Here is a 14,134-nt window from a genome sequence, read left to right on the forward strand (position 1 = left end):
AAGAATTCGTCGCGATCACATCGAGCGCACGGGCGAGATCGGCGCGAACGGCCGGAACTCCTGGCCGCTCCCCTGAACGACACCCGCGCTCGACTCCGGAACCTCCAGCCAGGCCCCTTCGAGATCCCGGAGGGGTTCGGACACCACGAAGCGGGTGTCGTCCCCCAGTTTGTACAGCACTTCCACTTCGGGATGCTGCGCCCGAATCGCCTTGATGTCGGCCGAGTAGAACAACGAACGTGTCTTCCGTTCCGTCGAATACCGGAACACCCAGACACAGCTGCCGTCGGTGGTGGCGAGCGTACCCTGCATAGGGTTCTCGATGCCCATGCGAGCTCCGACGTCCTCCACGAAGCCGACGGCCTTCGCCACGCCGGTGAACGGGTCGTCGGCGAGGCCGAAGGTGAGCGCGAGGTAGAACAGCATCTCCGAATCCGTCGACCCCCGGATCGCGTCGTAGAGACTCGCATCGACGGCCATCGCCAGATCCCGCTTCATGAGGTGGAATCCGTGCACCGCGCCGTTGTGCATCCACAGCCTGTTCTCGTAGCGGAAGGGATGGCAATTGGTGCGCTGCACCGGGGTTCCCGTCGAGGCGCGGACATGCGCGAACATCAACGGCGTGCGGATCTGTGTGGCGAGCTCGCGGAGGTTGCTCTCGTTCCAGGCGGGTTCGATGCACTTGAACAATGCCGGCCTCGGGCCTTCGCCGTACCAGCCGATACCGAAGCCGTCCCCGTTCGTGGTGGTCGCGCCCATCTTGGAATGCAGGCTCTGATCGATCAGGGAGTGCACGGGCCGGAAGAGCAGGTCGTCCATCAGGACGGGATCACCGGTATACGCCATCCATCTGCACATCCCTCCATTGAAGCCGTGGGATGCGCCGGAATGTGAGATCGGGAGAGTTCAATTCGGCCACAATATCTTCCGCAACCGGGCGGAATCGAGGTGCGGGGGCGGCAACCGCACTCCCGGACGGTTGCGGGGAACACGAACTCGTAGCGCTCCGGTGGAGATCGTGCATCGTACCGGTGTCGACAGCATCACCGACTCGCCGTCGACTCCGACCGGAATTTCCGGTACGTCCGCATCGACGACCACTTCTGTCGCCGTGCGCTGCAACAGCCCTCGGTCGTGGGTGCGGCGGAACAGGCCGACCGCCTGGCGTGCGTTCGCAACCGAGATCGCGACGACGCCGAGCCGGCCGTTGTCCAGACGGGGACGTCGGCCCATACCTGCCAGGTCGTCGAAGGCGTACGGACCGTTGCTGACCAACACCGCCTGAGGCCCGTCGACGGTCTCCGTGTCGATGTGTGCCCGCAAGCCCGGCCGGCCCTGCTCCCCGAGCAGATCGGGCAGCATCTGCAGCACCGTCGCCGTCTTGTCGGCACGATACTGCGGACTCCGCACCACCTCCGCGTAGACACCGAAGGACGCATTGTTGACGAACGGCCGCCCGTTGATCCGGCCGAGATCGACGCGCAGTTCGACCCCGTCCCGGAGGGCGTCCAGACCTGCCGCGGGATCCTCCCGGTCGAGCCCGAGGTCGAGGGCGAAATGATTCCGGGTTCCGGCGCTGATCACCACGAACGGAAGCCGGTGTTCCGCTGCGACCGCCGCGACCAGGGCCTGCGTTCCGTCGCCACCCGCGACGCCGAGCAGGTCCGCCCCTCGTTCGACGGCTTCCTCCGCCAGCTCGGTGACGTCGAGTTGCTGCGGACCGCTCAGCAGCACCACTTCGGCCCCGAGTTCCTCGGCCTTGCGCTGCAGGTCGAAACGGACGACCTTGCCGCCGCCCGAGCGTGGATTCATGACGAAGAACGGGTGCTGTACGGGAACGGCCGGGAACTCAGGCTGCGGGCTCACGCGATCGGCCCCCAGGGCACGGCGTCCGCACGCGACCGCCACAGCGACGAGCAGCACCGACACGATCGCAACCCACAGGTGACCCGACGCCGCGAAGACGACGATCACGACCACCGGCGCGAGGACGGTCACGGCCAGAGCCGCCCCGCGGATCACGCCCCGGTGGGTGAGGAACCAGTAAGCCGCGGCAACGGCCAGGGCTGCACCGGCCGCAGCGACCAGCAACAGCGCGACGACACCGCGCAGACCGGCTTCGGCGATCGGAAGCACGATGGCAACGATCAGCACCACCACGGCGGTCCACGCCCACCGGCGGGAATCGGCGGGTACCGGATCCCGATGCGATTCGTGTTCCTCGGCCATCGACTCGACCTCGCAATCGTTCCTGCGCGCCCGGGCAGCCGACCTCGCGGGCCGGACGGACTTCTCGGGTCGAGGACCGACCACTTCTTCCGAGCTTGGCACGATCGTGTGCGGGTGAGGAGTGTTTTGCCGTTGCAGAATTTTCTGCGACACCGCACGTTTCGCCGTGCCGGCAATGCCGGGCACGGACCGGTTCAGCTCAGTACGAGGACACCGACGAGGGTGATCAGCACCACCCACAGGGTGGAGGCCGCAGCGAGCACGAACGGTCGCAGCCCGATCGAGCGCAGCAGTCCGACCCTGACCCCGAGACCCAACCCGAACATGGCCGTGGTCAACAGCGCCGATTGCACGAGCGCGGCGTGCTCGAGCACGACGTCGGGAAGCAGTCCGGAGGACCGCACCGCCACCGCTGCCAGGAATCCGATCACGAACACCGGCACCAGAGGCGGCTGCCGGCCGACCGTGTCCTCGTGGACGCCCGTCTCGCGACTGCGCCGTCGGCGGACCACGCCCAGATATGCCATCACCGGGGCCAGCATCAGGACACGGGCAAGCTTGACCACGGTGGCGACCGCGAGAGCTCCGCCGCCGATCATGCCTCCGGCGGCGACCACCTGCGCGACCTCGTGGATCGATCCACCGGCGAGGATGCCGGACTGCCGGTCGTCCATCCCCAGAACTCCCACCAGCAGCGGAATCCCCGGGATCATCAGTGTGCCGAAGACGACGACCAACGCGATCGAGGTGATCACCTCCTTACGCTTCGCGTCGACGACTCCGTCTGCGGCAGCCACCGCCGCGGCGCCGCAGATCGAGAATCCGCACGAGATGAGGACCCGCTGAGTCCACGAAAGTCCGAGGACCCGCCCCAGGTACATCGTCCCGGTGATCCCGGCCGCGACGATGACCACGACGAGCGCGATGACACCCCACCCGAGGGCGAGGATGTCGTGGAAGACCAGTTGGAGGCCGAGCACGGCGATGCCGAGGCGCAGCAGCCGTTTGGTCGAGAAATCCACACCTGGGCCGATCCACGCCGGGACGGGAATCAGATTGGCCACCAGTGCTCCGAACACGATCGCGATCAGCATCGGGTTCACGGCAGGGAACAGCGGGCCGAACACGATCGCGATCGCAGCGCCGGCCGCGCACACCGCGATACCTGCGGCGAGGGCGGCCGTGCGGGAACGCGGACCCACCGACGTCGTTTCCGGGCGGACGACGTCCTGCGGCGCCGACGTCAACTCGACCTCACCCGACATCCGACGAACCCTGACTCGTCGATACCGTGCTCGTCCGTACCGTGGCGACGAGTTCGCGTTTGAGGATCTTGCCCGTCGCGGTCGTCGGAAGCGTCGTGACGATCTCGATCGAGCGCGGATACTTGTATCCCGCCATCCGGTCGCGGCACCAGGAGATCAATTCCTCTTCCGCGGTCTGATCCCCTGCCTCGAGGACGACGAAGGCGCCGACCTCCTCGCCGTACACCTCGTGGGGAACGCCGACGACCGCCGCGAGTGACACCGCTTCGTGGGTGATCAGCACTTCCTCGATCTCTCGGGGGTAGACGTTGAAGCCTCCGCGCACGATCAGATCCTTCGCGCGATCGACGATGTAGTAGAAACCGTCCGCGTCCCTGCGAGCGAGGTCGCCGGTACGCAGCCAGCCGTCCCGCATCACTTCGGCGGTGGCATCCGGCCGGCCGAGATATCCGGACATGACGTTGTGTCCGCGCAGGGCGAGTTCCCCGATCGTGTCGGTCGCTGTGACGGTGTTCCAGTCGGCGTCGACGAGGCGGGCCTCGACTCCCCACACCGGGACTCCGATCGATCCGGGACGTGGGTCGCGTTCCGGATCGCTGAACAACGCGAGCGGAGACGTCTCGGACAGCCCGTAGCCCTCGAGGATCCGGACACCGAAGCGCTCGGCGAACCGGGTGAGGATCTCGACGGGCAGGGCGGCGCCACCTGAGATCGCCCGGCGCATCGTGGCGGCGATCCGTTGCACGTCGACCGTCTCGTCCACCGCATCGAGCAGAGCCCAGTACATCGTCGGGACCCCGGCGAAGACGGTGACGTCCTCCTCGATCATCAGTGTCAGTGCGGTGCGGGCATCGAAACGTGGCAGGAGGACCAGCGTGGCCCCTACCGACAGTCCCGCGTTCATGGTCACGGTCTGGCCGAAGGAGTGGAAGAGCGGCAGGGTCACCAGGTACGTGTCGGGGCACATCGGAGTGCTGTCGAACAGGCGGTTCGCGGTGAGTGCGTTGGTCACCATGTTGGAGTGGGAAAGGCAGGCTCCCTTGGGATTTCCGGTGGTGCCACTGGTGTAGAGGATCACCGCCGTGTCCTGCGGCTCCCGTACCACCGAGGAGAAGTCCTCCGATACCTTCCCCAGCGCGATCTCGAGGCAGTGTGCACCTTCGGGCCCGCCGACGACGAACAGGTCGCGGCACTGCGGTGCAGCGGCGAAACCGGCGCGGCCGTATTCACCGATCGGCAGGTCCGGCCCACCCTCGAAGCAGAAGTACGCCCGGGCGCCGGAATCCTGCAGATGGTAGGCGATCTCCCGTTCCTTGAGCATGATGTTCAGGGGCACCACGACGGCACCGGCCTTGAGGATGCCGTAGTAGACGATCGCGAACTCCGGCACGTTGGGGATCGACATCGCCACGGTGTCGCCCGGCGCGATTCCACGCGCGATCAGCAGGGCGGCAACCCCGTTCGCACGGGCGTCGAGTTCGCCGTAGCCGATCCGGGTCTTCCCCAGCACCAAGGCATCCCGGTCGGGATACCGTCGGGCGGAATCCTCCAGGAGAACGGACAGGTTGAGCATCGTTGGTTCGCTTTCAGGATTCGGACGGGACGGGGGCGGTCTCGCGCGTTGTCGCTCCGGACCGCTGGAGCAGTTCCTGCAGGAACAGATCGGCGGCGGGCCAGTCGCCGAAGCCGGACGCGGGATTCAGATGCCCGACCTCACCGAGGTCGACGAATCGACTGCCCCACGCCTCCGCCAATCCTGCGACCCGGCGCCGGTCCGCGAGTGGATCGTTGCTGCTCGCCGTGAGGATGCTCGGGAAGGGAAGGCGGCGACGCGGTATCGGGAGCCAACCGCCTCGATCGAGGTCGGCCGTGGTCGGATACCCTTCGGGGAGCGGATTCTCGATATCGGCCGGTGTTGCGAGCAGCGCACCGAGAACCGGTCTCGTCGATGTGTGGGCCCAGTGCACGGCGATCAGGACGCCGGCACTGTGCGCGACCAGCACGATCGGACCGTCGACGTCGCCGACGACCGCGTCGAGCGCGGCGATCCGTGCGTCCAGGCTCAGCCGGTCGTGGTCGAGCGGGGGTACGGTGCGGACCCGGTCGAGCCGATCGGCGAGCAGTGTCTGCCAGTGGTCGGCGACGTGGTCGCGCAGGCCGGGCACGATGATCACGGTCGGTTCGGTGTCGTTCATCTTCTCCGAAACTTTCCTTGGTGCAGAGCATTTCCCATCGGTCGGGAGCCGAGGGGTGTCAGCCGTGGTGGGTGAAGCCGACCTGTCCCGGGCGGCGGTTGGGGGCGTAGCCGAGTTTGGCGAGCGTTTCGTCGGCGTCGCGGTAGGTCTCGCCGATCCGGTAGATCTCACGGGCTTCCTTGCCGGTGGCGACTTCACGGCCGAGTTCGTCTGCGAGACGGACCAGTTGCCGGATCTGCTCGACCGAGGTCATCTTCTCGCCCTTGCGTCCCCAGAGGGTGTCCTCGTTGCCGCAGCGGGTGTGCAGCCCCATGGCGATGGCCATCGTGTTGACCGGCAGCACCGAACGCATGAGGGTTTCGAGCGTCAGGCACGCGCCGTCCGGCACACGCTGGACGAAGTTCATGATGTTGTACGGGTTCGGTCCGTCGAAACCGCCGCCGATCCCCACCCAGGTCAGGTTCAGTGGACCGGTGTAGATGCCGCGTCGGATCAGGCGTTCGACGGTCTCGAGCTGCGGAACGGACGACAGCTGGAAGTGCGGCTGGATGCCGGCGGCCTGCAGGCGCCGCAGGTGCTCCTCGACCCATTCCGGCCCGGCGGGCACGGTCATCTCCCGGTACGTCACCGCGAGTTCCGGACGCTCCATGGAGGTGCCGGCGATGTCGTCCGCGGTCATGAGCTCCATGATGTTCATCTGGCTGGTGTTGATGGCGATGGTCACCTGGTCCGGCTTGGGATCCAGTTCGGCGAGCATGTGCCGAACATCGTCCGAGAGCCACTTCGCTTCGGCGCCTTCACCTTCCGGCGCAAAAGAGATCGATCCGCCGACCTGCAGGATCATGTCCGGCACCGCTTCGCGCAGGCGGGAGAGCAGTTCGTTGAACTTCGACAGCCGCTTGCTGCCCTTGCCGTCGAGCTCGCGAACGTGGATGTGCAGCACGGTGGCGCCGGCCTCGTAGCAGTCCACCGCCTGCTGGACGTGCTCGTCCATGGTCAGCGGCAGGTCCTCCGGGAAGTCCTCCGGTTCCCATTCGGGTCCGTACGGGGCCGCGGTGATGACCAGCTTCTCCTGGCATTCGGGGAACAAGGCGTCGTCGTGGAAGTGCATGGGGGTCTCCTGTGGATCGGGTCGTGAAGTGGTGAGGAAGGACGTTCTCGAAGGTCAGAAGGGACGGTCGCCGGCGATTCCGGCGCGCTCCATCCTCCGGACGGCGGGCCAGTAGTCCTGGACCGCGTAGTGCTGGGTGGACCGGTTGTCCCAGATCGCCACGCTGTTCGGCGTCCATCGCCAGCGAACCTGGTACTCGGGGATCGTCGCCCGGCTCTGCAGGTACCGGAGCAGTTCGCCCGCCCCGGGTGCATAGTCGATACCGCAGCGAACGTTGTCCGCCGTATGGAAGTTCGTGAAGTGCGTGGTGAAACTGTTGACGAAGAGGACCTTCTCGCCCGTTTCGGGATGGGTGCGGACGACGGGATGCTCCGCGTCCGGGAACCGGTCCTTCAGCGCGAGGCGTTCGTCGATCGGCAGTCGCGCACCGAAGGACGCCTCGATGCTGTGGCGTGCACGCAACCCGGCGATCTGTTCCTTCACGTGGCCGGGCAACTGCTCGTAGGCGAGTGCCATGTTCACCCAGATCGTGTCGCCACCGACGGCCGGACCTTCGACGCATCGGAGCACCGATCCCATGGGCGGGTTCTCCCGCCAGGTGGCGTCGCAGTGGTAGGAGTTCTCGAACGCCTCGGGTGGGCTGTCGAGGTCCTTGTAGATGCGGACCAGACCGGGATGTTCCGGATCGCTGCCGAGTACCGGATGGTCCTCGAGCGAGCCGAAACGCTCGGCGAGGGCGACGTGCTCGGCCCTGCTCATCTCCTGGTTCCGGAAGAACAACACCTTGTGTTCGAGCAGCAGCGCCTTCAGTTCTGCGAACCGTTCGTCGTCGCGGGCCACCTCGGCGAGGTCTACGCCGTGCAGTTCTGCGCCGATGCTGCCGGTCAGCGGTCGTGCGTCCATCGGGAATCGGCGATGTGCCTCGTCCCGGACATGAGCGGGGTCGGTGGTGGTCATGACGGTCTCCTGGGCGTGACGGGGTGGATCGGGTCGAAGGTCAGAGCGAGAACACCGACGAGCCGACGCTGATGCCGGCTTCGAGGTCGCGGTGCGCTCCTTCGGCATCGGCGAGTGCGTATCGCTGGTTGATCTCGATCTCGATGTCTCCGGCGGCGACCTGTGCGAACAGCTCGTTCGCCAGTTCGGCTCGCTCGACCGGATCGGCGATGTAGTCCGCGAGCGCGGGACGGGTGACGAACAGTGAGCCCTTGACCGCGAGGTCCATGGCGCTGATCGGTGGGATCGGGCCGGAGGCCGTTCCGAACGCGACGAGCAGGCCTCGGCGGGCGAGGGAATCGAGCGAGGAACGATGGGTCGAGGCGCCGACGCTGTCGAACACGACCGGCACACCGGCTCCGTCGGTCAGCTCGCGCACCCGTTCCGCGATGTCCTCCCGGGTGTGGACGATGACCTCGGCACAACCGTAGGACCGAGCGACTTCTGCCTTCTCGTCGCTGGATGTGGTGCCGATGACGTTGATTCCCAACCGTTTCGCCCACTGGCAGAAGATCAGGCCGACGCCCCCGGCCGCGGCGTGCAACAGGACCGTGTCGCCGGCTCCGAGGGGGTGGATGCGGCGCAGGAGGTACGCCGCGGTCAGGCCACGCATGGTCATCGCGGCCGCGGTGTCGAAGGGAATCGCGTCGGGCAGTGCGATGAGGTGTGCTGCGTCCATCACCCGTTCGGTGCTGTATGCACCGAGCGGGCTTCCCGTGTAGGTGACACGGTCACCCTCGCGGAAGTCGGTGACGCCGGGGCCGACCGCCTCGATCACGCCGGCGGCCTCGACGCCCATTCCCGCCGGCAACGGCGCCGGATACAGCCCGGTACGGAAGTAGGTGTCCGCGAAGTTCAGGCCGACGGCTTCGTGCCGGATCCGCACTTCGCCGGGGCCGGGATCGCCGACCTCGACGGTTTCCCATTCGAGGACGTCGGGGCCGCCCGTCTCGTGGAAGCGGATCGCGTGTGCCATCTGTGTTCTCCTTGGATGTCGGGCGTTCTGCTACCGCAGAGGGGGTGTGACGCCGATAACACGACACTAACGAGCGGACATCCGGAATACTTATCCCTGCGGGACATATTCGTTGTCATTCGGGGACAACCCCTTCATCGGTCGACGGGACATCGAGGAGACGCGCGATGACGCTGCCGAAGCCGTTGGCGCGCTACGCCACACTGACGGGATTCGTCGAACTGGCCCGCTCGCTCTCGGTAGACCCGATCGAGCTGCTGCGCAGCGTCGGGCTGGACCCGTCCGGACTCGACCTGCAGGACCGGTGGGTGCCGGCGGCGTCGATCGTCCGTTTGCTGGAACTGTCCGCCGTCGTCACCGCCCGCCAGGATTTCGCACTGAGACTCGCCGAACGGCGACGCCTGTCGACCCTCGGCCCCTTGAGCGTGGCCATCCGCGACGAACCGAACGCCCGCAGCGCCCTGCGCATGCTGATCCGCTTCCAGCACACGTACAACGAGGCGCTGTTCATCGACATCACCGAACGTGACGGGCTGTCGACGATCGTCCTCCGCGTCGAACCGGGCGAACCCATGCCCGTGCGTCAGGCCACGGAACTCGCGGTCGCCGTCATCCACCAACTTCTGCAGTATCTGCTCGGCGACCGCTGGCGGCCGGTGTCGGTGTGTTTCGAACACGGTCGGCCCGACGACGACAGCACACACCGTCGGGTCTTCGACGCGCCCCTCGTCTTCGACGGCAACTATTCCGGAATCGTCGTGTACACCGGCGATCTGGACCTACCCAATCGCCTCTCCGATCCCGTCCTCCGAAGTTATTCGCAGCAGGTCCTCGATGACCTCTCGGCATCCGAGACCCCCGCGCTCGAGCGGCGGGTCCGGGAACTCGTCGAACTACTGTTACCGACCGGGCGCTGTTCGGTCGACCAGGTGGCAGCGAGCCTCGGAGTGGATCGCCGCACCGTCCACCGGCACCTGGCGAGGTCGGGACAGACCTTCACCGGGGTCGTCGACGACACCCGGGCCGAACTCGCCCAACGACTGGTGACGAGTGGGCGTCACACCTTCGCCGAGATCTCGGAAATGTTGTCGTTCTCGGCTCCGAGCGGCTTCTCGCGCTGGTTCACACGCCGTTTCGGCATGACTCCCCGAGAATGGCGCAAGCGGTCCGAAGCCTGAGTGTCCCGAAAAGGACAGACCCGTGTCCCCTCGGGATAAGTGAGCGCGGCGCACCCCGACTACTGTGATGTGCACCACGGCAATCACGGATCGGCGTGCACGCCCCGCCGTCCCCCCTCCTCCGCGTGAGAGTCGTGGAACCGCTCGGGTTCCGACCCACCCCTTTTCTATCGAGGAGCTCCTATGGGAATTCTCCCCACCCCGATCGGCACCCCTGCCGAACTCACCCTCGAATCACCGGACGAGCCAACCGATTCCGGCGGACCGGCACCCGAGAAGAATCGACGCCGACGGGTCGCATACCCCTGGTTGGTCTTCGCGCTGACGTTCGCACTGCTGCTCTCGGATTACATGTCGCGCCAGGTGCTCAGCGCGGTCTTCCCGTTCCTGAAAGCGGACTGGGCACTGTCGGATTCACAACTCGCATCGCTGACGAGCATCGTCGCCCTGATGGTGGGCCTGTTGACCTTCCCGTTGTCGCTCCTCGCCGATCGGTGGGGCCGGGTACGGAGCCTCACCCTGATGGCGGTGATCTGGAGTATCGCGACGCTGTTCTGCGCTGTGGCAGCCAATTACGAACAGTTGCTCATTGCCCGCTTCCTGGTCGGGGTCGGCGAGGCCGCCTACGGCAGCGTCGGAATCGCCGTGATCCTGAGCGTCTTCGTCCCGCGGGTCCATTCCGCACTCAGCGGCGCCTTCATGGCCGGCGGCTCGTTCGGTTCGGTCATCGGCGTCGCACTCGGGGGCGTCATCGCGGTGCACCTGAGCTGGCGGTGGTCGTTCGCGGCCATGGCGGTGCTCGGCCTGATCCTCGTCGCTCTGTTCCGCGCCCTGGTCACCGAAGGCAGGTTGGCGGCGCACAAGGTCGGTCAGGACACGACGCCGACCGAACCGTCTCCTCGTCCGGATTCGTCACCCCCGATCCGGGTACCGATCTCCACACTGTTCACCAGCCCTGCCGTGTGGTGCGCCTATCTCGGTGGCGGTCTGCAGATGTTCACCGCCGCGGTGCTGCTGGCATGGACGCCCAGCTTCTTCAATCGTCAGTACGGTCTGGCCCCGGACAAGGCCGGGATGGTCGCATCGATCTTCGTCCTGCTGATCGGCACCGGCATGGTGGTGTGCGGGATGATCACCGATCGGGTGAGCCGCACGAACCCGTCGGCGAAGTGGACCAGCGCCATCGCATACTGCGCCGTCTCCCTCGTGTCGCTCGCCATCGGATTCCAGCTGGCGCCGGGTCCGGCGCAATTGGGCCTCATCGGAATCGGAGCCTTCTTCGCCGCCGGGTCCTCCGGTCCCACCGCGGCCATGGTGGCACGACTGACCCACGAGTCGGTGCGGGCCTCCGCGCTCGGCACTCTCACCGTCGCCAACAACGTCCTCGGGCTGGCGACCGGGCCGTTCGTCGTCGGGATCCTCGCCGACCGTCTGGGTCTGCTCGCCGCGCTGCAACTGACCCCGCTGGTGTACGCACTCGCGATCGTGGCGCTGGTCTTCGGTAAGCGTTGGTACGCAAGCGGCGTGGAACGACTGCACCGTCGGAGCGCGGCCGCATCGGATCATGTCCCTGCTCGATGAGACCGAGCGTCGTGTCGCGCTGCGCCGGGCGTCAGTTCCCGCCGTAGCGGCGCGCGAAGGTGTCGAGCGACGACTGCAGGTCGCCGTGCAGGGCCCGCGCCACCCCCGAGCCGATCGGGCCGAACAGGGGCGCTCCGCCGAGGTCGATCTTCATCGACAGCGTCGAACCGTCCCCGCGGGCCGCGACGGCGAGTCGCATCGAGAACTTCGTGCCACCCTTGCCGGTGCCCTTCAGCACCACGTGGTGCGGCGCGTCCAGTTCGACGATGGTCCACGTGACGCGGTTGCGCATGCCCTTGACGGATACCACCGACTGCAGGGTGGTGCCCTCGGCGAGGGTGTCCGGCAGGTCGCTGCGCCACCCGTCGTGGATGCTCAGCCACTCCCCGAACGACTCGAGGCGGGAGGCGTGCTCCCACGCTGCGTGCGGGTCGAGCGGAAGGTCGGTGGACACTTCGAGTTTCGCCATGGTCCGCAACAGTAGACGGTCCGTTCCGCCGGCGGGGCGCACCCCGACACGGCGGTGGCCCGCCCCCGTATCGGGAGCGGGCCACCGCGGTGCAGAGGATCAGTGGGAGACGGCCTTCTCCACACCGACACCGGTGAGCGAGCGGACCTCCATCTCCGCCTGCTTGTACCGGTCCTCCTGCCTGCGGCGTCCGACGTAGGTGCCGATGACACCGAGCGCGAACGCGAGCGGGATGGACACGATGCCCGGGTTCGACAGCGGGAACCAGGAGAAGTCCACGTTCGGGAACATCGCCGAGGGTGCACCGGACACCGCCGGGGAGAACACGATGAGCACGAGGCAGCTGATCAGACCGCCGTAGATGCTGAACAGGGCGCCGGTCGTGTTGAACTTCCGCCAGAACAGCGAGTACAGCAGGGTCGGCAGGTTCGCCGAGGCGGCGACCGCGAAGGCCAGGGCCACCAGGAAGGCGATGTTCTGTCCCATGGCGAGGATGCCGAGGACGATCGCCACCAGACCGATCACGACGACCGTGATCCGCGAGACCCGCACCTGCTCGTCCTCGGTGGCGTTGCCACGCTTGATGACGCTGGCGTAGATGTCGTGGGCGAACGACGCCGAGGCGGTGATGGCCAGGCCGGCGACGACCGCGAGGATCGTCGCGAAGGCGACGGCCGAGATGATCGCGAGGAAGACCGTGCCGCCGAGTTCGAAGGCCAGCAGCGGGGCCGCCGCGTTCTCCTTGCCGGGAGCACCGAGGATCGCGTCGGGGCCGACCATCTTCGCGGCACCGTAACCGAGCACCAGGGTGAACAGGTAGAAGGCGCCGATGAGGGCGATGGCCCAGGTGACCGAGCGACGTGCTTCCTTGGCGGTGGGCACGGTGTAGAAGCGCATCAGCACGTGCGGCAGACCGGCGGTGCCGAGGACCAGCGCGATGCCGAGCGACAGGAAATCGATCTGCGTCATGTTGCTGATGCCGTACTTGGCGCCGGGGGCGAGCACGTCACGCTGGGCGACGGCCTCGTTCGACGAGCTCGACACCATCGCCTGTGCGTCGGCGAGCAGCTGCGAGAAGTTGCCCCGCACCGCGAACAGGACGAGCACGAACATCAGGCCCGCGCCGGCGACGAGCAGCACGGCCTTGACCATCTGCACGTAGGTCGTGCCCTTCATGCCGCCGATCAGCACGTACACGATCATGAGCACACCGACGACCGCGACGACGATGGCCTGGCCGACCTTGCCCTCGATGTCGAGCAGCAGCGCGACGAGTCCGCCGGCACCGGCCATCTGTGCGAGCAGGTAGAACAGCGACACCGCGAGGGTCGAGAGCGCCGCCGCCATGCGGACGGGGCGTTCCTTGAGCCGGAAGCTCAGCACGTCGGCCATCGTGAACCGGCCGGTGTTGCGGAGCAGTTCGGCGACGAGCAGCAGGGCGACGAGCCATGCGACGAGGAAGCCGATCGAGTACAGGAAGCCGTCGTATCCGTAGACGGCGATCGCACCGGCGATACCGAGGAACGACGCGGCCGACAGGTAGTCGCCGGCGATGGCGAAACCGTTCTGCGGGCCGGAGAACTGGCCGCCGCCGGTGTAGAAGTCGGAGGCCTTCTTCGTCGTGCGGCTGGCCTTGATGACCAGGCCCATCGTGATGACGACGAACGCGACGAAGATGGCGATGTTGAGGATCGGGTTGCCGACGTCGGCCCCACTCTGCGCGAGAACGCTCACTGCTGCGGTCCTTCCAGTTCCTCGCGGATCGCGGCGGAACGCGGATCCAGCTCACGCCCGGCGAACTTCACGTAGACGGCGGTGATCACGAAGGTCGTGACGAACTGGCCCAGACCCAGGATCAGCCCGACATTGATGTTGCCGATGACCTTCGTCGCCATGAACTCGTCCGCGTAGGTGGCCAGCAGGACGTACAGGGCGTACCAGGCCAGGAAGAACGCCGTCACCGGGAACACGAAACGGCGCAGACGGCTGCGCAGTTCCTGGAACTCCGGGCTCTCCTGCATCGTGACGAACTCCTGCGGCGTCGGTATCCGTCGCTGCTGGGGTACGCCACTCTCGCTGAGTGGTGCTGTGGTCACTGCCGACTCCTTGATAGTCGTGTGAGGTGAGGATGATC

13 protein-coding genes are annotated in these 14,134 nt (G+C 66.8%); 2 read left to right on the plus strand and 11 right to left on the minus strand.

Going from position 1 to position 14,134, the window contains the following annotated elements; translation table 11 throughout:
- Positions 1-15: 15 nt before the first annotated feature.
- The 8 genes from B9C99_RS10460 to B9C99_RS10495 all read right to left on the minus strand — a co-directional run bounded on the left by B9C99_RS10460 (position 16) and on the right by B9C99_RS10495 (position 8,772).
- Entirely contained in the window at positions 16-846 is an 831-nt protein-coding gene (locus B9C99_RS10460) for a class II glutamine amidotransferase (protein WP_088897779.1), read from the minus strand.
- 60 nt (positions 847-906) lie between these two features.
- Positions 907-2,229, minus strand: coding sequence for a diacylglycerol kinase family protein (locus B9C99_RS10465; RefSeq protein WP_088897780.1), 1,323 nt, complete (start codon positions 2,227-2,229; stop codon positions 907-909).
- 194 nt (positions 2,230-2,423) lie between these two features.
- On the minus strand, positions 2,424-3,494 hold the full coding sequence (locus B9C99_RS10470) for a putative sulfate exporter family transporter (protein WP_088897781.1): 1,071 nt from the start codon (positions 3,492-3,494) through the stop codon (positions 2,424-2,426).
- Entirely contained in the window at positions 3,484-5,067 is a 1,584-nt protein-coding gene (locus tag B9C99_RS10475; protein ID WP_016695756.1) for a long-chain fatty acid--CoA ligase, read from the minus strand. Before B9C99_RS10475 ends, B9C99_RS10470 begins: the two co-directional genes overlap by 11 nt.
- A gap of 13 nt (positions 5,068-5,080) precedes the next feature.
- Entirely contained in the window at positions 5,081-5,689 is a 609-nt protein-coding gene (locus tag B9C99_RS10480; RefSeq protein ID WP_016695757.1) for an alpha/beta hydrolase, read from the minus strand.
- A gap of 58 nt (positions 5,690-5,747) precedes the next feature.
- The gene (locus B9C99_RS10485) at positions 5,748-6,800 is read right to left on the minus strand and encodes a 3-keto-5-aminohexanoate cleavage protein (RefSeq protein WP_016695758.1); all 1,053 of its coding nucleotides are present in this window, start codon (positions 6,798-6,800) and stop codon (positions 5,748-5,750) included.
- Positions 6,801-6,854: 54 nt separating this feature from the next.
- On the minus strand, positions 6,855-7,703 hold the full coding sequence (locus B9C99_RS10490) for a TauD/TfdA family dioxygenase (RefSeq protein ID WP_051033101.1): 849 nt from the start codon (positions 7,701-7,703) through the stop codon (positions 6,855-6,857).
- Positions 7,704-7,797: 94 nt separating this feature from the next.
- Positions 7,798-8,772, minus strand: a complete 975-nt coding sequence (locus B9C99_RS10495; RefSeq protein ID WP_016695760.1) for a quinone oxidoreductase — start codon at positions 8,770-8,772, stop codon at positions 7,798-7,800.
- A 167-nt stretch (positions 8,773-8,939) separates the two neighbouring features.
- Between B9C99_RS10495 and B9C99_RS10500 the strand changes: the two genes are divergently transcribed.
- Together B9C99_RS10500 and B9C99_RS10505 are read left to right on the plus strand one after the other, a co-directional pair.
- A complete protein-coding gene (locus B9C99_RS10500) occupies positions 8,940-9,950 on the plus strand; it encodes an AraC family transcriptional regulator (protein ID WP_253250033.1) in 1,011 nt (336 codons plus the stop codon).
- A 183-nt stretch (positions 9,951-10,133) separates the two neighbouring features.
- Entirely contained in the window at positions 10,134-11,531 is a 1,398-nt protein-coding gene (locus tag B9C99_RS10505) for an MFS transporter (protein ID WP_088897782.1), read from the plus strand.
- Positions 11,532-11,562: 31 nt separating this feature from the next.
- Here B9C99_RS10505 and B9C99_RS10510 read toward each other — a convergent pair whose 3' ends face one another.
- From B9C99_RS10510 to B9C99_RS10520, 3 genes are all read right to left on the minus strand, one after another.
- On the minus strand, positions 11,563-12,000 hold the full coding sequence (locus B9C99_RS10510) for an SRPBCC family protein (RefSeq protein WP_016695006.1): 438 nt from the start codon (positions 11,998-12,000) through the stop codon (positions 11,563-11,565).
- Between the two features lie 99 nt (positions 12,001-12,099).
- On the minus strand, positions 12,100-13,734 hold the full coding sequence (locus B9C99_RS10515; RefSeq protein ID WP_088897783.1) for a cation acetate symporter: 1,635 nt from the start codon (positions 13,732-13,734) through the stop codon (positions 12,100-12,102).
- The gene (locus B9C99_RS10520) at positions 13,731-14,096 is read right to left on the minus strand and encodes a DUF485 domain-containing protein (RefSeq protein ID WP_019289889.1); all 366 of its coding nucleotides are present in this window, start codon (positions 14,094-14,096) and stop codon (positions 13,731-13,733) included. The genes B9C99_RS10515 and B9C99_RS10520 overlap by 4 nt, the downstream gene beginning before the upstream one ends.
- Positions 14,097-14,134 lie beyond the last annotated feature (38 nt).

The sequence above is a fragment of the Rhodococcus sp. BUPNP1 genome, from assembly GCF_002215235.1.
Lineage (GTDB): Bacteria > Actinomycetota > Actinomycetes > Mycobacteriales > Mycobacteriaceae > Rhodococcus.